Source organism: Pseudomonas sp. BSw22131 (assembly GCF_026810445.1).
GTDB classification, from domain to species: domain Bacteria; phylum Pseudomonadota; class Gammaproteobacteria; order Pseudomonadales; family Pseudomonadaceae; genus Aquipseudomonas; species Aquipseudomonas huanghezhanensis.
Genome location: NZ_CP113949.1, coordinates 3,090,043 through 3,111,939, shown reverse-complemented (window position 1 = coordinate 3,111,939; position 21,897 = coordinate 3,090,043). Strand labels below are relative to the sequence as shown.

The following is a 21,897-nucleotide window of genomic DNA, read 5'->3' as shown; positions in this document are numbered from 1 at the left end:
ATCGTTGAGTAGAGTGGCAGGCGTACCCAGTCATCAGAGCCTTTTTCATGTCAGCGTCCACGTCCTGCCTTGATACGCCTGTCGCCCTTGTCGATGTGCCGCGCATGCAGCGCAATATCCAGCGCATGCAACAGCGCATGGACGATTTGGGTGTGCGCCTTCGCCCCCACGTCAAGACCAGCAAATGCCTGCCGGTGATTCAGGCCCAACGCGACGCCGGGGCAATCGGCGTGACGGTCTCGACCCTGAAAGAGGCCCAGCACTGCTTTGATCACGGGATCAAGGACGTCTTCTACGCCGTCGCCATCGCCCCCGGCAAATTGCAGCCGGCGCTCACACTTCGCCGTCAGGGTTGCGAACTGAGCGTATTGACCGACAGCGTCGCGGGCGCTCGGGCCATCGTCGAGTTTGGTCAGTTGCACAAGGAGCGATTCGAGGTCTGGATCGAGATTGATTGCGACGGCCACCGGTCCGGTCTGGTGGTGGAAGATGACGCGCTGATCGAGGTCGCAAGCGTGCTGATCAATGGCGGCATGCAACTGCGCGGCGTCATGACCCATGCCGGTTCCAGTTACGAACTGGACGCGCCGGAAGCGCTGCAGGCGTTGGCCGAGCAAGAGCGTGTTCTGTGCGTGAGCGCCGCTGAAAAGATCCGCGCCGCAGGATTCGTCTGTCCGCAGGTCAGCATCGGCTCCACGCCCACGGCGCTGTCGGCGCTGAACCTGGAGGGTGTGACAGAGGTTCGCGCAGGCGTTTATGTGTTCTTCGATCTGGTGATGCACAACATTGGGGTTTGCCGGCCGGATGAGCTGGCATTGTGCGTGCTGACCACCGTCATCGGGCATCAGCAGGAAAAAGGCTGGATCATCGTCGACGCCGGCTGGATGGCCATGAGTCGTGATCGCGGCACACAGCGTCAGCGCCGGGATTTCGGCTACGGACAAGTGTGTACCGAGGCCGGCGAATGGATCGACGGTGCACGGGTCACTGGCGCCAACCAGGAGCACGGCATCATTACCCTGAAGACACAGACGGATTCAAACCTGGACGAGCGTTTCCCGATCGGCAGCCGCCTGCGCATTTTGCCCAATCACGCCTGCGCCACGGGTGCGCAGTTTCCGGACTATCACGCCGTCGACGCTGACGGCGAAGTCCATCTCTGGAGTCGCCTTCATGGCTGGTGATATCGAACGGATCCACACCCCGAACGCGGCCGCGCCGGGAGGCCATTACGCGCAAGCGGTGCTGCATGACGGCACGCTGCACGTGTCGGGGCAACTGCCGGTGCGCGCCGATGGCAGCCATAGTTCTGACCAGCCGTTCGACGTTCAGGCGGCGTTGGCGCTGGATAACCTGCTGGCGATTCTTGCGGCGGCGGGCTGCAGCGCAAATGATTTGCTGAGCGTGACGGTGTATGTCGCCGGGATCGAACACTGGCCGGTGTTTGATCGCGTTTACCGGCGCTACCTGGGCGAGCACCGGCCTGCGCGTGCGGTGGTGCCGGTGCCCGAATTGCATCACGGTTATCTGATTGAAATACAGGCGCTGGCTCGCGGCCCCGGTCAGGAGCACAGGTCATGAGCGGGCGCGTTGTCAGGCTGGGCGAGCATGATCGGCCCGTCGTCACGCTGCGAGTGGATGGCTCGCCGGTCACTGCCCTTGAAGGCGACACGCTGATGGTCGCGATCCTCACTCAGCGCTCATCCCTGCGCCAGTCTGAGTTCGACCCCGGCAGCCGGGCCGGCTTTTGTCTGATGGGCGCTTGCCAGGATTGTTGGGTCTGGACGCGCACGGGTGCGCGGCTGCGAGCCTGCTCAACCGAGGTCCGCGAGCACCTGGACATCGTCACCGTACAGCCGGAGGCAAAATGGCCACTTCTGGGTTAATACCACTGCGCGACACTGCGCCCCGCGTGGTGATTGTGGGCGGCGGTCCGGCAGGGGTGCGTTGCGCGCAGACACTGCTCAGCGCCGGTATCAAGGCCACGCTGATCGATGAAAACCGTCGTGATGGCGGCCAGATCTATCGTCGGCAGCCGGAAGGTTTCAAGCGCGATTACGCCGAGCTGTACGGCACCGAAGCTCAGAAGGCCCGCGACCTGCACAGCAGTTTTGATCAGTTGCGTGCGCTGATCGATTATCGGCCGCGCACGCTGGTCTGGAACCTGACGCCCCGGCAGTTGCATTGCGTCAGTGACGGGGTGCACAGCGTCGTGGAGTACGACGCCTTGATTCTGTGCACCGGCGCGACTGATCGTTTGATGCCGGTCAAAGGCTGGCAATTGGCAGGTACGTGGAGCCTGGGCGGTGCGCAAATTGCGCTCAAATCGCAGGCGGTGTCGATTGGCCGCAGCGTGGTGTTCATGGGCAGCGGCCCTTTGCTGTATCTGGTCGCCAGCCAATACGTGAAAGCCGGGGCCAACGTCGCGGCGGTGCTGGACACCTCCCCGCTGAGCAAACGGTTGCGCGCTTTGCCCAAGTTGCTGGCGCGGCCGGGTCTGCTGTTCATCGGCATGAAGCTGCTGGCGCAGTTGTACCGGGCGAAAGTCCCCCTGCGTTTTGGCGTCACTCCGATGCAGATCGAGGGTGATGAAAAGGCCGGCGTCAGCGGCGTGTGCTTCAAGAGTCAGGCCGGGGAAACCCGAACCGTGAACTGTGATGCCGTAGCGATGGGGTATCACTTGCGCCCCGAGGTCCAGCTCGCTGACCTGGCCGGGTGCCGGATGCAGTTTGATGCCGCGTCCAGCCAGTGGGTGTTGGCCGTTGACGAGCTTGGCCGGACATCGGTTGAGGGTGTGTACGCGGCTGGCGACGGCGCGAAGATTCGGGGCGCCGATGCCGCGGAACACGCAGGTCGGGCAGCCGCGCTGGCGCTGCTGGATGATCTTGATCTGGGCGCGAACCGCGTACCCGCAGACACGTTGCAGCAGACACTTGCAGTGATGGAGCGCTTTCGTCTGGGGTTGGCCGAGGCCTTTCCCTGGCCTGCGGAGCAGGCGGCGGCATTGCCCGATGACGCCATCGTGTGCCGCTGTGAAATGATCAGCGCTGGCGAGCTGCGCCGTGCGGTCAACGAAAAAGGCGCACGCGAGGTCAACCGTGCCAAGGCATTCAGTCGGGTCGGCATGGGGCGTTGTCAGGGACGTTATTGCTCCCACGCTGGCGCCGAAGTGATCGCTGCAGCCGCTGGCGTCCCGGTGGAAACGGTCGGTCGGCAACGCAGTCAGGCGCCCATCAAACCGATAGCGCTGAACATTATCGAGAGCCCGTCATGAGCGTGCAAAAAAGCGACGTATTGATTATCGGTGGCGGCGTCATGGTTGCGTCGTCTGCCTTTTTCCTACGCCAGCAGGGCAAGTCGGTGACGCTGCTTGAGCGCGATCAGATCGGCCAGTACGCCAGCGGCGTGAATTTTGGCAACGTTCGGCGCCAGGGGCGTTTTCTCGGTCAACTGGAACTGGCCAATCGCTCGTATGCGCTATGGAAACGCCTGCCTGAACTGATCGGTGACGATCTGGAATTCATCCCCAGCGGCCATATGCGCGTCTGTTATCGCGAAGACGAAATCGCCGAATTGCAGGCTTACGCCGATGCGCCCCAGGCCCGCGAGCTGGATTTGCAGATTGTCTCGGGTAAGGCCTTGCATGAGCGGTTTCCGTTCCTCGGGCCGCAGGTCAAAGCTGGCTCATACGCCCCGCATGACGGTCACGCCAACCCCCGGCTCGCGGCGCCAGCTTTTGCCAGGGCGGCTCAGCGCGCCGGGGCGAGAATCGAGGAGCGTACCGAGGTGGCGCATGTGCAGAAAGACGGTGGTGAGTTCCACGTCACCACCACTGACGGCCAGGTGTTTGTGTCCCGGCAGCTATTGATCACCGCTGGCGCGTGGGGCGCCAGGCTGTCGGAGCAGTTTGGCGAGGCGGTCCCGTTGTCGCCCAATGGTCCACAGATGTCTGTGACGGAACCGGTGCCTTACGCGCTGCCGACGGTGATTGGGGTGTTCACCAAGATCAAGGAGGAGGTGATCTATTTCCGGCAGATCCCGCGCGGCAACATCATCATCGGCGGCGGCAATCGCAACCCGCCGGACATGGTCAACCGTCGCGCGTATTTCAAACCGGAGAGCTTGCTTAACCAGATGCGTCAGATGAGCCGCCTGCTTCCGGGCGCCGAGCACTTGAACATCATCCGGGTGTGGAGCGGCATCGAAAGCTATACGCCCGATTCGCTACCGATCATGGGGCGCAGCGGCAAGGTGGATGGTCTGTTCTACGCGTTCGGCTTTTGCGGTCATGGGTTCCAGCTGGGGCCGGGCGTCGGTGACGTCATGGCTGAGCTGATCAGCACCGGCAGCACGCGCACCGCGATCAGTGACTTCGATATACGCCGGTTCACTGACCCCACCGCGCTTTCACTGCCGCTTTCACTGCAGCTTTCAGGTGCACTGATGAGCACCGGCAGGCTTATATGAGCCGGCCGGCATCAGCCACTGACCTTTTCATCGAAGCAACCGCCCCAAGGAGCCCTCATGACAGCCACGACCAATGACGATTACGTCTACCGCCCACTGATTGCCGCAGACATCCCGGCCGCTCATGCGCTGTCGGTGCATTTGAAATGGCCCCATCGCGAAGAGGACTGGGCGATGGTGCAGCGCACGTCCGAAGGCTTCGTCACGCAACTCGGCGGCACGCTGGTCGGCGTGGCGTTCACGTGTCACCAAGGCGCGTGGTCGTCCATCGGCCTTGTGATCGTCAGTGATGAGCATCAGGGCAAGGGCATTGGTCGACGGTTGATGAACCTCTGCCTTGAGGCCACCGCGCCGCGCACCCCTATCCTCAATGCAACCACCGCAGGCGCACCGCTTTACAACAACCTTGGCTTCGTCGAGTACGCGTTCATTCAGCAGCACCAAGGCGTGCCTCACATGCCGCAGCCCGAGCCGCTGGCAGAGGGTGCGCGGCTGAGGACGTTGACCGTCGAGGATTACCCGGCGCTCATTGGTCTGGCGAATACGGGCAGTGGCCTGGACCGCACGACCGTTCTCAATGATCTGTTACCGGACGCCCAGCAGGTGGTCGGTATTGAAGTTCTCGGCCAACTCCAAGCCATCGCGTTGCTGCGCCGCTTCGGCCGTGGTCATCTGATCGGGCCGGTGGTGGCCCACGATGTCGCGCAGGCCCGGCACATGATCAGCGAATTGCTGCGAAGCATCCCCGATCAGTTTGTGCGCTTCGACATCCTCGCCGACTGCGGTCTGGTGGACTGGCTGGAGGGCATCGGACTGCCCTGCGTTGATCGCGCACCCCGGATGGTGCTTGGCGCGCCCCCAGCGTTGGATAAAGTGGTTGAGCAGTTCTGTCTGGTGACTCAGGCGATTGGTTGAGGGAGGAGCGGCGGCCAAGGTCTGCGCCATCAGCTTTGCTGGATGCTCGCTGTATCTAATTCCAATAAAAAGGGTATTAAGCTAATTTAATGAGTTCAAGACACAATATAGGGGATTTATTGTCAGTCGATTAAGCTATGGTTTGCCTTAACTCAGGCATCAAGCGCTCGAAGCGATGGAAGACCCGTTATGTTGGATTTAGGTTTCAGTAAGCCCGATGAGATCGTCAAGCGCCTGTGTGAACGTCTGCGCACAGAGCGCCTGGCGTTGCAGATGACCCAGGCCGATGTCGCAGGCCGGGCGGGTATCGGAACCAATACCGTCTCCAATCTTGAAGCAGGGCGCAATGTCGGGTTTGAAAATGTGGTCCGTGTGGCCATGGTCCTGGGGCGCACCAAGGATCTTGAAAACCTGTTCTTGCCCCGAGTGGACAGCCTCGAAGACATTCGCCGGTATGAGCAAACCGTCAATCGCAGTCGTACCGGAACGAAGAGGAAGTCCTACGATGCTTGAGCAAGTTGACGTTTACTACGAGGGCTGGGGGCAACGTTGGCTCTGGGGCACGCTGGTCTCCACAACAGCCATCACCGGTCGCCCGCAGATCGTCTTCGAGTACAGCGACGAAGCCAGACGCAGAGGGTTTGAGCTGTCTTCCTACAAGCTGCCGTTGGACGGCCCCCGATTGCGCCGAGGGTTTGCGCCGCATCAGTCAGGCCTGCCGGGGCCGGTCTATGACGCGTTGCCTGATGGTTGGGGCATGTTGTTGATGGATCGCCTGTTCAGGCGCCGCCACCTGAACACTGCACGCATCGGACCATTGGAACGGCTGGCTTATATAGGCAGTAATGCGATGGGCGCAATGTCATTTGAGCCGAGCGCGCCGGAAGGGCAGGAGCCGCAAACCCATATTCCCCTTGAACTGCTTGCGGCTGAAATTCAACAAGTGCTCAGTGGCGACGGCGGGGAGTTTCTGCAGACGCTGATGCTGGTAGGGGGCTCGCCTCAGGGGGCGCGACCCAAGGCTTTGGTCTACTGCGACCCTCACACAGGCGCCTTTACCACGGTCGCAAAGCCTGGCTTCGATGCATGGCTGATCAAGTTCCCGGCGAAACAAGAGCACCCTGAAGTGTGTGCCATCGAGATGGTATACGCCGACTGCCTCCGCCAATGTGGCATCCAGACCCCGGATACTCAGCATTTCAGCCTGCCTGACGGTCTGGCTGCCTTCGCGAGCAAACGCTTTGATCGCGTGGACGGCTTGCGCGTGCCCATGCAAAGCCTTGCCGCGTTTACCGGAGCCGACTACAGCGCACCAGGGGCTGTGGATTACGTCAACTTTCTGCGTGCGACGCGTCTTTGCACCAATGACGTTCGACAGAAAAACCTCGCCTTTGAGCGTGCACTCTTCAACGTCGCGTTCAACAACCGGGACGATCACCCGAAAAACTTCGCCTACCTCATGTCTTCATCCGGTGCATGGCAACTGGCGCCAGCCTATGACGTGACTTTCTGCGAGGGGCCACGCGGATATCACCAAATGGATGTAATGGGCGAGGCGTTGGCGATTGACCGAGAGATGATGCTCAGGCTCGCAGTCGAAGCAGAGGTCTGCGAAGAGACTGCTGGCGCGATGATCGACAGCATGTGCGGTGTCGCCAGCCAGTTCGCCACCCTCGCCGAAGACAATTACCCCGGTATGATCACCGCAGCCACCCTGGCTATGATTCAGGGCCGGATTGACGAGAACGTGCGTCTGCTTCGCTAATGGAAACCTGCCTGATGGATCAAGGAGTCGACGTGCAAACCGACGCCAGAAATGTACTGGAAGGTTCCTGCCACTGTGGAAACGTGCGAGTGGTCATCCCGCATCAGCCCGCGCATGCCATCAAATGCAATTGCTCGATATGCCTGAGGCTCGGGGCGCTTTGGGCTCAATTCGAAGCTGGGTCGGTAACATTTGAAGGGCATCCCCAACATACGTCAGCGTACGTTTGGGGCAAGAAAACGCTGAAGACGTTCCGCTGCACTCACTGCGGGTGTGTCACTCATTGGGAGGCGATCACACCGGGGACGGGGGCCGGAGTTGGTGTGAATTTGAATAATTTTGGTCAGGAAATGATCAGTGCCACGCCAGTCAGGCATTTCGACGGTGCTGATAGCTGGGCATACCTGGACCAGGCTACCCAGCCCTGAAACGTTATTTGCTTTGCGCCTTGGCTTTTGCTTCTGCGGCCAGGCACTCAAGGGCGAACTGTTCGGTGTAAGTCATCTGAATGGGTGTGGTCTCACCCTTGACGGTTCTTTCACCTTCAAGGATGTAACGAATACGTTTGTCCGTGACCCCGATACGCTTGGCGATCCATGAGGGCGTCTGGCCGATGCGCGAAATCAGCTTGTCGGCGTACTCGGTGGCGGGGTTGTAGTGTTCGGCGTTGGGTGTCATGTGGCGTCCAGATAAAGGTTCGGGGCAATGCGTTTGGAGGTATGCGACACGGTGCGCTAATAAATGCAGTGTGTCGCGACCTGAATGGCCGAACGGGTGAAGATATCAAGCGTCGGGCTTTTGAGATGATTCCAGAATAAGTGTCCGAATACGATCAGCGTCGGATGTCGTCAAAGGGTTATAAACGATCATTCCCAAGTCAGTACGACCTTCTACGGCGAAACCGGAGTATTCAAGTTCGATCAAGCCGAGGGTTTCGTGCCGCAGGCGTTTGACCCCGTCGCCATGGATACCCACGTCATTGTCATGCCAGAATGCCGCAAACTCAGGGCTTTGCGAGCAGAGCTCTTCAGCCAGTTTGCTGACTTCGGATCGCGCCCCTGCGCGGGTAGCATCGGCCCTGAATGCAGCGACTACGAATCGAGCCATGGACTCCCAGTCAAGTTGTCCTGCTCTTATCCTGGGGTTGCAAAAAATGAGACGCAGGATATTGCGCTGTTCAAACGGTAATTTCGAATAGTCGGTGAGCACCACCGCAGCTGCGCGGTTCCAGGCAAGCACATCCCAGGTTGCGGTCTTGATGATGGCAGGGCTGGTCTCAAGACTGTCCAGCAGACGCTGCAATCGAGGTGTAACCCCCTGAGGTGGTCTGTAGATCACTTCTGGCGGGTGACCGAATGCCAGCATGAAAACGTACTCACGTTCAGAATCGGTCAACAAAAGGCTCGCGGCAATCCGGTCCAACACTTCGGCAGATGGGCTGCCGCCGCGCCCTTGTTCTAGCCAGGTGTACCAGGTGGGGCTGATGTTTGCGCGCACCGCCACTTCCTCACGGCGCAAGCCCGGGGTGCGACGGCGGCCTGAAGGGAATCCAAGCACTGAAGGGTCGAGTCGGCCCCTGCAATCTTTCAAGTAACGTCCAAGCGTGTTGTTTAACTGGGCAGGCATGCTCATCCCGTTAGTTTTTATACCCTGATAATGTCCCTTCTTTTACAGGATCCAGCATAAGCGCATGGTGTCTGCTCAGCACAGTGAGATTTTCCATCATGCGTATTTTTTTAACCGGTTCAACAGGGTTCGTTGGTTCACACGTCGCATTAGAGCTCATCGCATCGGGGCATCAGGTGCTGGGAATGACCCGTTCTGAATCGGGTGCTCAGGCGCTGGCGGCAATGGGCGCGCAGGCATACCCGGGGGACATTGAAGACCTGCAAAGCCTCAAACGTGGCGCCAGTGAATGTGATGGCGTGATTCACACCGCGTTTGATCACGACTTCGCCAATTTCATCGAAAACTGCCAGAAAGATCGCCGTGCAATCGTTAGCTTGGGCTCAGCGCTTGAAGGGAGCGACCGCCCGCTAGTCATTACTTCAAGCACTGCTATGGGGTCGGCCTTACCGGGCCAGAAAGCGATTGAAAATTTTTTCAATCCTGATCATCCCAATCCCAGGGTCGCCTCGGAATTGGCAGGGCTTGAGCTCTCTCAGCGAGGCGTTAACGTCTCAGTCATGCGCCTGTCTCAGATCCACGATACGAGAAAGCAAGGTCTCGTAACGAATGTGGTTGAGTTGGCGCGCAAGACTGGAGTCTCTGCGTACATCGAGGGCGCGCTCAATAGTTGGTCGGCAACCCATATCGATGACACCGCTCGGCTATTTCGCCTGGCACTCGAGAGACGCGAGCCAGGCTCGCGCTATCACGCTACCGCTGAAGAGGCCATTTCGTTCAGGCGTATCGCGCAGACGATTGCCGAACAACTGGGTTTGCCTGTCGTTGCTCTCAGGACCGAGGAGGCAGCGGCTCACTTTGGTTGGCTGACGCCTTTCGTGAGTAAAGATATGTCAGCCTCAAGCGCCATGACACGAGCGCGGTCAGGTTGGAATCCACAGGGGCCAACACTGATCACTGATCTGGAAAACATGACGCACATCTGAGAGGCGCTTTGGCCGTGGTGCCTGATTGCAGCGGCACGGGCAAAGCAATGAACGCAGTGTTGCAGCGCCGGGTTTTGCTGCGTGCGTAGCGACTTGCTTTCGTGCATCAAGTCAACGCTCAATTCCTGAAGCGAAAAGTGCTGCAAGGCATGCTTGAACAGCACACCCGGGGCCTTACGTTTTGATGACGGCCTGACCAAGCCGGAGTAGAGCGCGCTCGGCCTCGGTGAACGCTGCGCCATTATCCAGGCAGACTTCTGCGATCTTGTCGGGGTCGAATCAAGGCCCTGGGATTTGGCGGCAAGCATCAGCGTCATAGCGGCCAGCGAGCCTGAGAGAATGGCTTCATCGCGCTGCGGTTGTGGGTTTTCAGCGTACATACCTTGAACTGCGCCCACCCACGTGTCGTAAACGGACGTGTCGAGCACGCCGGCATTCAGTGAAGGTTTCAGGGACGCTGCAATCGTTTCATGCGGTTTCAGGGTGCCACAGACAGTGAACGTCACTGCGGACTCCACCACCTTCTGTCGGCCATACGCCATACGCCATACGCCATACGCATCAGGCGCGCTTTTGCCCGTTCGCTGCGTGAATCTGCTCCTATCAATCCGGTTAGCGGCTGAAGCCTTCGAACGGGGTCATGTAGACCGCGCCGAACGGATCCAGGCGTTTACGGATCTCGGCATCAGGTTTGCCGTACACGACCAGGCGGATGATGGTGCACAGTTCGAGGAAGCGTTTACCGAACGGCGCAAAGGTCGTGTCTACGTGGCTGACAACGGATTCGACGTTGTAGCGCTCAAGAATGTGCGCAACGCTTTGATCTTCGTTAACGCCGTATCCGTAGACCAGCATGCCCGGCTCTTGCCGGGTAGCGACAACGATCGGTGCGATCAACGCGTTGAATTGCAGAAAGTCGCCGGGTTTGATGGCAGGCGTATGTGAAAACGCTATTGATCGCTTGAAAGCGATAACAAAAACACGTTTATCTGCGAGCGCGTTAATGACGCTGGCGGGCTTTGTGAAAAGACGTCTAGGCAACGCTCGGCTGGTCGCGCCGATCAAAGACTGTCCGGATCCCCGAAAAACATCTGAATCCGCGAGCGCAGCCATCGCTCACCGGGGTCGTTGTCCTGCGAGCCACGCCAGGCCATGTGCAGCTCAAAGGTGCGCGACTCGATGGGCAGCTCCTCGGAGCGTACGCCCCCGGCAGCGGTGAGCACGGCTGCTGCGTAGTCGGGCACCGTGGCGATGATGTCGGTGCCAGCCAGCAGGGTGGACAAGCCGTTGAACTGGGGCACCGCGAGCACCACGTGGCGTTTGCGACCGAGCTTTTCCAGGTACTCATCGATGAAACCTCCCAGGTCACCGGAGTAGGAAACCAACGCGTGCGGGCGGGCGCAGAAATCGTCCAGGCTCAGGGCCCCTGGCATGGTGTCGGCGCGCAGCAGCTTGGGGGTGCTTCGGCGCAGTACCTTGCGTTTGGCGTTGGCGGGCAGGTCATCGGTGTAGCTGACGCCGATGGAAATCTCCCCTGACGACAACAAGGCCGGCATGAGGATGTAATTGACCCGCCGCACTACCAACACGATGCCGGGCGCCTCTGAGCGCAGGCGCTTGAGCAGTGTGGGCAACAACGCAAATTCTGCGTCGTCGGACAGGCCGATACGAAACACCGCCGTGCTGGTCGCCGGGTCAAAGTCAGCGGCGCGACTGACGGCAGTGGAGATGGAGTCGAGGGCAGGGGACAGCAGGCCGAAAATCTCGATGGCGCGGGCGGTCGGCTCCATGCTGCGCCCGGTGCGCACAAACAATGGATCATCGAACAAACCACGCAAACGCGAGAGCGCCGCGCTGATTGCAGGCTGCCCGAGGAACAGCTTTTCTGCGGCACGGGTCACGCTGCGCTCGTGCATGAGGGTTTCGAAGACGATCAGCAGATTGAGGTCAACGCGACGCAGGTCGTTACGATTCATGACGATAGGTCTCGGGCCGTTGGGCGATGCAGTGATTCACAGGTGCCCGCTGTCGGGGGCACCACGCAAGCTCAGCTCGCAATAGTACGAGCAAACGACGAGTGGCTGCATCGATAAAATACATCTCGGGCGCCCAAAGTCCGTTGTGCCGAACGCTGGTCAGGAAAACAGGTGGCGACTTGCAATGTCGTGTCCGGATGCCAACAATGGCCGCCTTGAATACCCAGGCGTTCGATGGTTATCTAATAGCCTGACAATTTGTAGCAGAATCGATGACAGGCATGTCGACTATTAATAGCCACTGATAGTGTTACCGGCAGAGCCCGGATAGAGTTCGTGGCATCAAGGTCCATAAGGCGAGGTTCGAAATGTCCCGCACGATCCGTTTTCATCAATTTGGCCCGGCCGAGGTGCTCAAGATAGAAGAGCATCCGGCTGCGATGCCGGCACCCGGCGAGGTGCAGGTGCGCGTTCAGGCCATCGGTGTCTCGTGGTATGACGTTCTGTGGCGTCAGAATCTGGCTTCTTCTCAGGCGCGTTTACCCGCCGGCCTTGGTTCTGAAATGGCAGGCGTGGTCACCGCTATCGGTGATGGCGTCAGCGACCTGAAAATCGGCGATAAAGTTGCCAGTTTCCCTTCCGCCGATCCCAATGCACACCCGGTTTATGGCGAGTCAATCGTGTTGCCGCGCACTTCACTGACCCGTTATCCGGACATCTTGTCGCCGGTCGAGGCCAGCGTGCATTACACGCCGTTCCTGGTTGCCTACTTTGCGTTCGTTGATCTTGCCCGCGTCAAACCCGGCCAGACCGCGTTGGTTACCGATGCGAGTCATTGCGTCGGCCCCGCGTTCGTCCAGCTCGGCAAAGCCCTTGGCGTGAAAGTCATTGCGGCGACCAAAACCGAAGCGTCGCGTGAGTATCTGATGTCGTTGGGTGCTGACAAGGTGGTGGTCACTGAGGAGCAGGACCTGTTGATGGCCATCAACAAATACACCGACAACCGCGGTGTGGATGTGGTCTTCGATGGTCTGGGCGGCCCACAGATGTCGATTCTGGGCGATGTGCTGGCGCCGCGTGGCAGTCTGGTGCTTTACGGTTTGCAGGGTGGCAATCAGACGCCGTTCCCGGCCTGTGCAGCGTTCCAGAAGAACATTCAGTTTTTCGTTCACTGCGTGGGTAACTTCGCCGGTAAACCCGAGCTGGGCATCTGCCAGGATGAAGAAGCGTTGAAACGTGCATTGCGCGACATCAACCAGATGACGGCAGACCGAGTGCTTGTGCCGCAAATCACGCGGGTTTTTCCATTCGCCGACATCGTTGAAGCTCACCGCTACATGGACGGTTGCCCAGTTGGCGGCCGCGCAGTGCTCGAAGTCGAGCCTGCCTGAGCGCCTTTAATCGCGCTCGTTGACGTTTAACAGCTCCGCCCCTTCAAAGCCTTCCCGCGACTACAGGAAGGCTTTTTGTTGTGTGTTTAAAAAATGTTTAAATCATTTTAAACACTCATTTGCTATCGCTATCAATAAACTATAAACAGCGTCATAAAGGCATGCGCATTAAACGCCGATGTTTAAGTTTTGGGCATTCAGGGCGAAAGTTGAGTGGTGTTTTGTCGGCGATCTGTACCTTGTATTTGTCAGGCGAGCGCCGATAATAGTTCGACAATCACTACTCAGGGAATGAGTCATGTCGCGATTTTATTTATCTCTCTGTTCGCTTGCGCTTTATATAAATAAAGCTCGTCACGCCGCCTGCAGCCAACAGCTTCAGGCATCTCACCCTCATGCATCGCGGACTAAACCCGCCTGCTTCGCGCTTATTCCCCAACGGCTACCGAACTTCAGTGTCGGATGTTGCCCGTCCTGATAATCGGTTTAATTAATGAGTTAGAACGTCACGCGTGGCCGCTGGATAGGCGGTCTCTCAATAAGTATCTGGTCGTAGAAGATTGGTGGCTGCAATCAATTACGTCGATACCCGTGCTGTTGCAACACAGGTGCGAAACCATGAGTTCCATCCACGAACAGGCAATGAATTACGTCTATCAGCAAGTGTTGCAGCGCTTGACCGGCTACTTTGATCGTGCGGAACGAACGACACTCCAGCTGCTGATTCAGCGTTTGATCGTCAAGGCCGGTGGCATCGAGCAGATCGGCAGCTTCACTGTGCTGGTGCCGTTCAGCGGCGGCAAGGACAGCGCCTACACCCTCGCATTCCTGCGTGCCGCTCAGTTGAGCATTGCCAGCCGATCAATGAACTCATTCAATTTGAGAGTCGCCAATATGCGGCACGCCGGTATGACCTCGGCGGTGATGGACAATATTGACCGGTGTTACTGCGCGCTGTTTCTGCATGACGACCCACGCGTCGAGTTGCTGGTGGTCGATCATCAGTACGTGCAGGCTTTCGAGCGAGAGCTGCCGCTTTCCATCGCAGGTCTTGAACAGAACCGGTCCGACATGTTGCTCAGCGGCCATCTGACCGCAGACGACGGGCAGAACACCTTCTTCAACAGTTGCTACCTGGGCATGGCGGAATTTCTCGGGCTCGCCGCGACGTGGGGCGAGGGCGTCGACGCGGTCATCAGCGGGGACTCGCTCAAAGAACAAAAGCATTATGCGACATGGATCATGCAGCTGGCGCAGCGCACCGGCCAACCGGGGGTGGACTGGGAAAACCCGACCTTCAGTGCCACCCTCAAATCCCTCGACCGCATCAGCCGGGCTTACTACAGCGAGTTGTACGCAGAAGAGTTCCAGCCCTCAAATATCATCACGCGGGCTGCTGCGCGGGGTGACAAACCCCGTGTGCCGTACTTTCTTTCCGTCTCAGACCTGATTGGTGCCCGGGTTGAACAGCACTGGGCATTGCTGACCGAGTTCCTCGGCTTCCGGTTCGACGACCTGGCGTTCAGCCTCAATGAGTCCGATTGCGCCAATCCGTTGCTCATGGCGCACATGCAAGGCCTCAAGAGCGAGTTCATATTGGGCCTGGATTACGCGCTGGGGATCACTCAATACCTTGAACTGGCGAAAGCGCTTATGCGCCGCAAGCACATGCCCAAGCGTCTCCTGGAGCAGGCGTTGGCGGCTTACGACGACCCTGAAAAGCTCGCAGCCAGACGCTCGCTGGCTAATGGTTACGCGCAAGAAGCGTTTGGGTTGAGCGAGACGCAACTGATCTGTTTGCTGTTCGCGCCTTTCGTTGAGGAGGGCGCGGCGCTGGAAGCGTTTTTGCGCCGCTGCCACCCGGGCATGCTGGTCGCGCTGAGCGACTTGCACCGAGCGTTATCCGGGCGTGCCGCGCCCGACCAGGTCATCCAGTGGCTGGTCGATGTCAGCGGCCTGACCCTCAAAGACCTGCGAAACCTCTACGGCAAACAACGCGCTAATCCCATTGACGAACACTCGGTGATCGCGCGGGTCCCGGCGACGGACCTTGCGCAGGCACATGGAGAGGTGAACCCGCATGAATAACAACAAACACGATTTTGCCTACCAACTGGTCTATCGCTACCTGCTGCGGCTGATCAATGAGCTGCAGAGCGGTCCGGCCGTGCGCCTGCCGTCATTGAGGTTGTTGGCGCGACGACTGCGTGTATCGATCTCCACGGTTCAGGCGGCGTACTCGCTGCTGGAGAAAGAAGGGCGCATCTGCTCGGTGCCCAAATCCGGTTACTACGCGTTGCCCAGTCCGTGCCATGACATCCCTTGCGAAGGCAACGATCTGCTGGGCCGCTATCAGGCCAGCGCCAGGCGCCCGGACATGTTCGTATTCGGCGCCGATGAGCCGACCTTGCTGCAATCGCTGGACGGGCCGCTGCTGAACCTTGAGCGTGAGCTCATGCGTCAATACCCCTGCCAACCCGACCCGCGTTTTCAGCCGTTCGGCGATATCGAGCTGCGCAGCGCGCTCGCCGCCCGCTACACGTCATCGACCGAGCATTGCTGGCATCCCGACAACGTGTTTGTCGGACCAGACAAGACCGGCATGCTCAAAACCGTCCTTGAGGCCCTGCAACTGGCGGGCGGCACGGTGCTGGTGGAATCGCCTTGTGGCTGGAGCATTTTGCGCACGCTCCAGGCGTTCAACATCCGGGTGGTGGAGTGCGTGGTCAACGCGGACGGGCAGCTCGATCTCGATCAGCTGGAGGCCGTGTTGCAGCAGCAAAACATCAAGCTGGCGATTTTTGCCTCTCATCTCGACCCCGTTCGCGGCCAGGTTCAGGCAGCGGACCAGCGCCAGGCGCTGGCCGATGTGCTCAACCGGCAAGGGCTTTGGGTGCTGGAGAACGACAGTCACAGTGAACTGGGTTTCGAACCGGCGTCCGGCCGCCTGCGTGATCTGATCGATCCACAGCGATTGCTGATCATCGGTACTTTTGATCGGCTGATCGGGCTCGAAGCGCCGTTCGGTTATCTGCTCAGCCGCCATTCACGGGATCTGTGGCATCAGCAATTTCTGCTGCGCTCTTTCCGTCTGCCGTTGATTCGCCAGAAAGCTATCGCGCGTCTGTGCAGCAGCGGGCAGTTCGACAGTCACTTGCAGTTGCTGCGTGGCGCGCTCAGGTCTCGGCTCGCCACGCTGGGAACGATGGTTGAGCACTTTCTGGGCGACGATGTGCGTTTCGACGCACCCCAGGGCGGCGCTACGCTCTGGCTTGAAAGCGTGCACCGGGTCGACATGGCCCGGGTGTTCGAGCGACTGCTGGAGCAGCGCATCGTGGTGGCGCCGGGTGAGCTGTTCAGCGTGCGCGGTTTGCACCAGCAACGATTGCGCATCAGCGGCACGGCGGATTGGTCCCAGGACATTGAGTCGGTGCTGGTCATCATCCGAAACGCCTTGGTGCGTGAGCGGTTGCCGTGAGCCGAGCGGCCGGTTCGAGCTCTCGATGCTGATCCGATCTGTCGGGCGGCGTCAGCCATTGGCAAGGATCGTCTCTCGGCTCCAGATATTCAGTCCTGGATAAAGGGATCGAGCGGTGTGCCGTTGCGCAGGTTTTCAGACTTGCGCGCCACAGACGGCGGACTGACCATCTGAATCGTCACGCTCTGGTCTGCACCGCCGTAGACCACCGCGCTGATGCCGCCGCTTTGATAACTGGCCACAGTGGCGAGATTGATCAGCAATAGCGCAGCACTCACGCCTGTGTAGCCAGCGTGCAGACTTAGATCGTAGCCCTCGGCGCTGCTCGACACGTCCAGCCCGTGGCCTTCGCGATTGAGTTCAGACATCGCTTCTCTGAAGTGGGCGAGGCTTGGGAGATCATTCAGGCCGTCGTAGAAAACCCGAACCGGGCGCTCGTCCAGTGCCAGCGTGTTGATCGCCTGGATCCAGCCATGCTTCAGACTTTCGATGGGCGACAGGCCTTCCGTTGCCGCAGCGGTTTGAAGCCAGGCGGGAATCTTGACAGGACGATGCAGGTAACCGAGCACAGGTGTGGCCTTGAATCCTGCGATCTGGTGGTCGGCCCATGGCACGGGTATCCATGGGCTGGATTCGAAACCGCCCAAATTATGATCGTTCAGCGTGGCGCGAAGGCGTGAAAGTGTTGCCTGCCAGTAGCTGGAGGACAGGGTGCAAGGGCTGGCAGTGTCGGGTGCTCGCTGAGCGTTGGCGTGTTCAAACGCAAACTCCCGGTCCGCTTGCCAATAGAACGCCCAGAGCTTGCCAAGCCAGGTATTCGGGTCGTTGTTGTCGGGGGAGTCTTGGGTCGAGAAGGGCTCAAGATGGTCCACCCGGTCCTGTCGGGCCAGCAGCAGGGCGCCAGTGTTTTGCGCGGTGCGTTGTTCCTCGGTGACGAGCAACACCTGTGGCACACGCTGATGTTCTTCCATGAAACCAAACACGCGCTCGATCATGGTCTGCGCGTGTGTGCTGCGCTCATCGGCCTGGGCCACAAACAGCGTCAGCCCTAACAGCGCGGCGTTGCGCCCCTGATTGATGACGTCCGTTGTACGGCAGTCTTCCCCACCGGGCTGCGGGGATCTGACGGCAAACGTCGGCACGGGCCAGTACCGTACTGCGTTTGCGGCCGCGCCGTGAAATGCTGATTTTCGGTGTCGAGCAGCCTGTTCCACCACAGATAACGGCGCGACCGATGTCGGCTCTGCACTGGATGTTGCACGGGCGCCACTTTGGCCTTGGCCACTCAACTCGGCCCATAGCTGACCCAGCCGCGTACCTTGCATTCCGAATCCCAGGCCTTGTATGTCCAGGGAGAAGCTGCGCTCGCTCTCGGCGCGCAGCCATGCCAGATGCGCCTGCAGCTCTGCGTCGACCTGTCTTTTGTGGCCCCGGATTTTGATCGTTGAGTGCAGGGCGAAAATCATGACCAGCGTGAAAATGCCATAAGCGGTGACGCTGTATAACGGCCCGCTGATGTCGCGCATGGAGGTGCCGTTCAGGTGCAGAACCAGCCGGATGACGAGGAGAACGCTCGCAACGACACTCGCGATGATTGCCGCTGCCCTGAAATAGCCTTTGGGGAAGGTCAGTTCAGGCTGGGTAAGCGTCCTTTGTGTTTTGACGCGGGCAGCCGGGATTTGAAGGTTGTTGTTCTGCGTCACCACTTGAACTCCTTGGGCGTGCGATACAGCAGCACGGCGCGCAGGGTGTCGCCGGTCCTCAGCTCCAGCCGGGCGTCGTCGCTGCCCAGCCGGTAAACAGTGGCCTCGCGCAGCGCCTGCATGAAGCGGTCGCCGATGCGATCAAAACGCGGGTTGTGGCAGCGCGTGCCGGTCGCGACCAGCTCGCTGATAGTCAGGCGTTCCCCTGTCACGCTGTACCTGCCGTCGATCTGCTGGCAACCGGCGAATCCGATCAGGCTTTGGTCCTGGGCGTTGAAAATCACAAACCCGACGTGACTGTCCTGAGGGATATCCGTCAGCGCGGCTGGCGCGCCTTCGACATCAAGCTGGGTGAGTTTCCAGACCGTTGTTTGCAGCGGTCTTGGCGCTTCTCCGGTGGTCTTGACGGGCGCGTCTGGCTTGCAGCCGGTCAGCGCGATGATGCTGATCAAAAGGGTCAAGCACAGTCCCTTGTTGCCCATGACAATCTCCTTGGTGTGTTTGGATGGGTGTGCGGCGTGGTTAGCCAGGTACGGCGGGCGAGTAGCGCACTCGCTGGCCCGCAAACAGGTGACGCAAGCGCAAATAGCTCCAGTTTTCCCGGCGGCCCGACATGCGATACAGCAGATCGCGGGCGTCGAGCGTGCCATCGATGTGCGTGGCCGGGCGGGCATCGGTGAATACCGGAGTGCCGCCGCTGCGGTAGAGGTCGAGCACCTGTCGGCTGTCTTTGCTCATCGGGTCGAGCGGGCGCAAGGGCAGGGCGATGTACTGTCCCTGCCGGGCGCTGTCGAGATACGCCTGATGCCGGGTCTCCCAAGCCTTCAGCTGTTTTTGGTACGTCGCGTCCTGCTCTTCGAGCTGTGCGCGGAGCTGAGCGGTGTCGTCCTTGGCCTGCGGGTCGGTCAATACGAAGTGCGCCCGCGAGTCATGCACGTATTGTTCAAGAAACAAACCGGCATGGGGCGGCACGGCGGGTGCCTGTTGCCACTCCAGGTGGAAACCTTTTTCCAGCGGCGTGGCCAGGCTGTATTGACCTTGCTCAAGCAACTTGCGGCGGCCCGCATCCTGAGCAAAGGTTTCGACGCGCTGACGCAACTGGCGATTGGCGTCGATGAGGTCTGTACGGTCCTGTTCGGCGCTGCACCGCACGAACGACAGCTGTGCAAAATGCTCGTCGGCCAACAGCTGTTTACGCCAACCCAGGTACAACTTGCGGTGCGCGAGCATGTGCTCGGTGACCGGCGCACCGCCTTTGAGCGTGGTGAGTTCTGCCATGTAGGCGTCGAAGCTGTCTTGCAGCTCAGGGCTGATGGCGAAGTCATCTTGTAGCCGGGCGTCGTCCATGTCTTTGAGTTCAAGCAGCGGCACGCCGGCTTTGAGTGCTCGCTGATACATGTCGTTGAGGGCGATCTGTGACAGTTTGTCGGCCTGAGAATGGCGCACGCGGCCGTCTGCCAACTGCGTGCCCTTGCCCTGATCGCTGTCGCTGTAACCACCGCCAACATCGGCGTGCATGCCGGGGTAAACAATCTCCATGCAATTGGGCCCGTAGCTGTTACCCGCAAGCACCAGGTCCACCGGGAACGAGGCACGGTTTTCATGGGCAGCAACCATGTGCACGCACTGCTCGACGCAGGACGGGATCTTCAACAGCGGTGCATCCCCCCATTGCTGATGACCGTCTACCGGCAGCGGATACGCATCGGCCAGGCCCACCGACGCCACGGTGTCGAAAAGTCCCATGAACCGCACTCGCAGTGGGATGCCGCAGAAGGTGTTGTCATTGTTGCCGAAATGCTTGAGCAACTGGTTGAGGAATGAGCGAGCGGCTGTGGCACCTCGGGAGAAACCGAAGAGGTCGAGGGTGATTTCTTCGATGTGCGGACTGCCAGTGCGGGGGATTAGCATTTTGGTCAAGGCTGCACGCCAGGCGGGGATCCGGTTGTCGTTTTTTACGGCGTGGGTGATGGATGACTGGTCTTCTTCTACAAGCTTTTGTTTATTTGCTACGTAGGCAACCCAGTTGGCAACGAACAGAATCGCGTAACGGATGCGTCGATCGCCCATAGCGCCTTTCGACGCTCCATCCGGGTGAGCCGTTGGTTCACCGATCTTAGGAAAGGCGGTTCCGACCCCTTGGATGTAAAGTCGGTATACACACTCTAGGCTTTCGTCCTTCGCAAGGTCATATAGCTTGGCGATGTTGCTTTGAGTGCCGCTCGCTTTATCTACATAGATGCTGTTCCGGGTGCCATCGAAATAAATCGCAAACTGCAGTTTCAGGCGGCATGACGATTCGCTAGCAACACTAAGAGGTGGATTGAAAATCCTTGTGGTCGGAGGCGCCTCCAAGGGCAGCCAACTAATGTCGTTCATTTAAAGTCTTCTTTTTTAAAAAAGTTTTTTTTGGGGAATCCTGGACCTGGATAATCTGCATGATCAGGGAAATACATGGTTGGAATAATTAGCGCCTCATCGTTTTCAAGAACATGCAACCAAGTACCACCTACCCTGGAGAACGGATGCACCAGCACCGTTTTTTGTGTCCATTTGCATGCTTCGGAGTCCGGCACAGGATTACGTCTGTCGTATCGATCACAACGCTCCCATTTGACCTGCGCAGTCAGACCGGGGCGCCATGGCGATGGCAGCGCGAGGGCGCCGATTACCGTAGCTCCGCCTGTGCCGGCGCGACCCAGCCACTCGCCGTTGATATATATGTTCCTGACAATCGTATCGCTCATGTCGTGATCCATAGGGGAAACACTGGTGCCAAACATCCTTTCCCCTACGGGCTTCGGTAACGCAGGCCTCCACACGTAGTGGGTGAAAGTCAGCCATATAATTGCCGCACCGAGCATAAAGGTTGCCGCCAAAATGACTCTTCTCATGCATTGTTCTCCGCGTGGCTAAAAGGCTTTGCGATGTTGCTGTGAGTGCGGCTTGCGGTATCCACATCTTTACTATTCCGGGTGCCGTCGAAATAGATCGAAAACTGCAGTTTCAAACGGCATGACGATTCGGTAGCAACATTAAGAGCGGGATGGAAAATCCTTGTGGTTGGAGGCGCCTTCAAGGGCAGCCAACTAATGTCGTTCATTCAAAGTCTTCTTTTTGAAAAAATCTTTTTCAGGAAATCCTGGGCCTGGATAGTCTTCATGGCCCGGTTCGTACTTGCTCGGGATAATCAGCACCTCATCGTTTTCTAGGATATGTAGCCAAGTCCCACCAACCCCGGAGAATGGATGCACCAACACCGTTTTTTCCGTCCATTTGCACGCTTTCGAATCCGGTACAGGATTGTGTTTATCGAAACGATTGCAGCGCTCCCATTTGACCTGCACGGTCAAACCGGGACGCCAGGGTGATGGCAGTCCAAGAGCGCCGAGTATCGTTCGCCCCCCAGTGCCTGCACGGCCTAGCCATTCGCCGTTGACATATATTTTTCTGACAATCGTATCGCTCATGTCGTGATCCATCGGGGAAACACTGGTGCCAAACATCCTTTCCCCAACAGGCTTCGGTAACGCTGGCCTCCACACGTAGTGAGTAAAAGTCAGCCATACGATTGCCGCAGCGAGCATGAA

21 protein-coding genes and 2 pseudogenes are annotated in these 21,897 nt (G+C 59.0%); 13 read left to right on the top strand and 10 right to left on the bottom strand.

Translation table 11 applies throughout. The features are described 5' to 3' along the window. Positions 1 to 47 precede the first annotated feature (47 nt). The 9 genes and pseudogenes from OYW20_RS13890 to OYW20_RS26445 all read left to right on the top strand — a co-directional run. A complete protein-coding gene (locus tag OYW20_RS13890) occupies positions 48 to 1,184 on the top strand; it encodes a DSD1 family PLP-dependent enzyme (protein WP_268796546.1) in 1,137 nt (378 codons plus the stop codon). Continuing rightward, positions 1,174 to 1,581, top strand: coding sequence for a RidA family protein (locus tag OYW20_RS13885; RefSeq protein ID WP_268796545.1), 408 nt, complete (start codon positions 1,174 to 1,176; stop codon positions 1,579 to 1,581). The genes OYW20_RS13890 and OYW20_RS13885 overlap by 11 nt, the downstream gene beginning before the upstream one ends. Beyond that, complete coding sequence (locus OYW20_RS13880) at positions 1,578 to 1,886, top strand: (2Fe-2S)-binding protein (protein WP_268796544.1); 309 nt, start codon at positions 1,578 to 1,580, stop codon at positions 1,884 to 1,886. The genes OYW20_RS13885 and OYW20_RS13880 overlap by 4 nt, the downstream gene beginning before the upstream one ends. Then, the gene (locus OYW20_RS13875) at positions 1,868 to 3,274 is read left to right on the top strand and encodes an FAD/NAD(P)-dependent oxidoreductase (protein ID WP_268796543.1); all 1,407 of its coding nucleotides are present in this window, start codon (positions 1,868 to 1,870) and stop codon (positions 3,272 to 3,274) included. Before OYW20_RS13880 ends, OYW20_RS13875 begins: the two co-directional genes overlap by 19 nt. Then, the gene (locus OYW20_RS13870) at positions 3,271 to 4,467 is read left to right on the top strand and encodes an NAD(P)/FAD-dependent oxidoreductase (protein ID WP_268796542.1); all 1,197 of its coding nucleotides are present in this window, start codon (positions 3,271 to 3,273) and stop codon (positions 4,465 to 4,467) included. The genes OYW20_RS13875 and OYW20_RS13870 overlap by 4 nt, the downstream gene beginning before the upstream one ends. A 57-nt stretch (positions 4,468 to 4,524) precedes the next feature. Further along, the gene (locus tag OYW20_RS13865) at positions 4,525 to 5,382 is read left to right on the top strand and encodes a GNAT family N-acetyltransferase (protein WP_268796541.1); all 858 of its coding nucleotides are present in this window, start codon (positions 4,525 to 4,527) and stop codon (positions 5,380 to 5,382) included. A gap of 189 nt (positions 5,383 to 5,571) precedes the next feature. Further along, positions 5,572 to 5,895: a helix-turn-helix domain-containing protein gene (locus OYW20_RS13860; RefSeq protein WP_268796540.1), complete on the top strand. Its 324-nt coding sequence runs from the start codon at positions 5,572 to 5,574 to the stop codon at positions 5,893 to 5,895. Next, complete coding sequence (locus OYW20_RS13855) at positions 5,888 to 7,147, top strand: type II toxin-antitoxin system HipA family toxin (RefSeq protein WP_268796539.1); 1,260 nt, start codon at positions 5,888 to 5,890, stop codon at positions 7,145 to 7,147. Before OYW20_RS13860 ends, OYW20_RS13855 begins: the two co-directional genes overlap by 8 nt. Next, positions 7,147 to 7,389, top strand: a pseudogene (locus OYW20_RS26445) (GFA family protein); the annotation flags it as partial. The gene OYW20_RS13855 and the pseudogene OYW20_RS26445, both read left to right, overlap by 1 nt. A gap of 190 nt (positions 7,390 to 7,579) precedes the next feature. Here the strand turns inward: OYW20_RS26445 and OYW20_RS13850 are convergent. Together OYW20_RS13850 and OYW20_RS13845 are read right to left on the bottom strand one after the other, a co-directional pair. After that, positions 7,580 to 7,825 (bottom strand): hypothetical protein, encoded by a 246-nt coding sequence (locus tag OYW20_RS13850; RefSeq protein ID WP_268796538.1) that lies wholly within the window; start codon positions 7,823 to 7,825, stop codon positions 7,580 to 7,582. 105 nt (positions 7,826 to 7,930) lie between these two features. Then, on the bottom strand, positions 7,931 to 8,773 hold the full coding sequence (locus OYW20_RS13845; protein ID WP_268796537.1) for a helix-turn-helix transcriptional regulator: 843 nt from the start codon (positions 8,771 to 8,773) through the stop codon (positions 7,931 to 7,933). A gap of 98 nt (positions 8,774 to 8,871) precedes the next feature. Here OYW20_RS13845 and OYW20_RS13840 point away from each other — a divergent pair, with 98 nt between their 5' ends. Beyond that, positions 8,872 to 9,759 carry an SDR family oxidoreductase gene (locus OYW20_RS13840; protein WP_268801135.1) on the top strand — a complete coding sequence of 296 codons (888 nt, stop codon included), beginning with the start codon at positions 8,872 to 8,874 and terminating at the stop codon, positions 9,757 to 9,759. 269 nt (positions 9,760 to 10,028) lie between these two features. Here OYW20_RS13840 and OYW20_RS13835 read toward each other — a convergent pair. The 3 genes and pseudogenes from OYW20_RS13835 to OYW20_RS13825 form a co-directional block, all read right to left on the bottom strand. Next, positions 10,029 to 10,301, bottom strand: a pseudogene (locus tag OYW20_RS13835) (nitroreductase family protein); the annotation flags it as partial. 70 nt (positions 10,302 to 10,371) lie between these two features. Further along, positions 10,372 to 10,713, bottom strand: a complete 342-nt coding sequence (locus OYW20_RS13830) for a putative quinol monooxygenase (protein WP_268801134.1) — start codon at positions 10,711 to 10,713, stop codon at positions 10,372 to 10,374. A 107-nt stretch (positions 10,714 to 10,820) separates the two neighbouring features. Beyond that, entirely contained in the window at positions 10,821 to 11,735 is a 915-nt protein-coding gene (locus tag OYW20_RS13825) for a LysR family transcriptional regulator (protein WP_268796536.1), read from the bottom strand. Between the two features lie 368 nt (positions 11,736 to 12,103). On the opposite strand from OYW20_RS13825, the gene OYW20_RS13820 reads away from it, so the two are divergent. The 3 genes from OYW20_RS13820 to OYW20_RS13810 all read left to right on the top strand — a co-directional run bounded on the left by OYW20_RS13820 (position 12,104) and on the right by OYW20_RS13810 (position 16,604). Further along, a complete protein-coding gene (locus OYW20_RS13820; protein ID WP_268796535.1) occupies positions 12,104 to 13,126 on the top strand; it encodes a zinc-dependent alcohol dehydrogenase family protein in 1,023 nt (340 codons plus the stop codon). Between the two features lie 618 nt (positions 13,127 to 13,744). Continuing rightward, the gene (locus tag OYW20_RS13815) at positions 13,745 to 15,214 is read left to right on the top strand and encodes a hypothetical protein (protein WP_268796534.1); all 1,470 of its coding nucleotides are present in this window, start codon (positions 13,745 to 13,747) and stop codon (positions 15,212 to 15,214) included. Next, positions 15,207 to 16,604, top strand: coding sequence for an aminotransferase class I/II-fold pyridoxal phosphate-dependent enzyme (locus tag OYW20_RS13810; RefSeq protein WP_268796533.1), 1,398 nt, complete (start codon positions 15,207 to 15,209; stop codon positions 16,602 to 16,604). Before OYW20_RS13815 ends, OYW20_RS13810 begins: the two co-directional genes overlap by 8 nt. 89 nt (positions 16,605 to 16,693) lie before the next feature. On the opposite strand, the gene OYW20_RS13805 is transcribed toward OYW20_RS13810, so the two are convergent. The 5 genes from OYW20_RS13805 to OYW20_RS13785 all read right to left on the bottom strand — a co-directional run bounded on the left by OYW20_RS13805 (position 16,694) and on the right by OYW20_RS13785 (position 21,777). Continuing rightward, entirely contained in the window at positions 16,694 to 18,307 is a 1,614-nt protein-coding gene (locus tag OYW20_RS13805) for a type VI lipase adapter Tla3 domain-containing protein (protein WP_268796532.1), read from the bottom strand. After that, the gene (locus OYW20_RS13800) at positions 18,304 to 18,789 is read right to left on the bottom strand and encodes an META domain-containing protein (RefSeq protein ID WP_268796531.1); all 486 of its coding nucleotides are present in this window, start codon (positions 18,787 to 18,789) and stop codon (positions 18,304 to 18,306) included. The genes OYW20_RS13805 and OYW20_RS13800 overlap by 4 nt, the downstream gene beginning before the upstream one ends. A gap of 40 nt (positions 18,790 to 18,829) precedes the next feature. Next, on the bottom strand, positions 18,830 to 20,686 hold the full coding sequence (locus tag OYW20_RS13795) for a T6SS phospholipase effector Tle1-like catalytic domain-containing protein (RefSeq protein WP_268796530.1): 1,857 nt from the start codon (positions 20,684 to 20,686) through the stop codon (positions 18,830 to 18,832). Further along, positions 20,683 to 21,054, bottom strand: a complete 372-nt coding sequence (locus OYW20_RS13790) for a DUF3304 domain-containing protein (RefSeq protein ID WP_268796529.1) — start codon at positions 21,052 to 21,054, stop codon at positions 20,683 to 20,685. Before OYW20_RS13790 ends, OYW20_RS13795 begins: the two co-directional genes overlap by 4 nt. Before the next feature lie 342 nt (positions 21,055 to 21,396). Beyond that, complete coding sequence (locus OYW20_RS13785) at positions 21,397 to 21,777, bottom strand: DUF3304 domain-containing protein (protein ID WP_268796528.1); 381 nt, start codon at positions 21,775 to 21,777, stop codon at positions 21,397 to 21,399. Between the last annotated feature and the right edge of the window lie 120 nt (positions 21,778 to 21,897).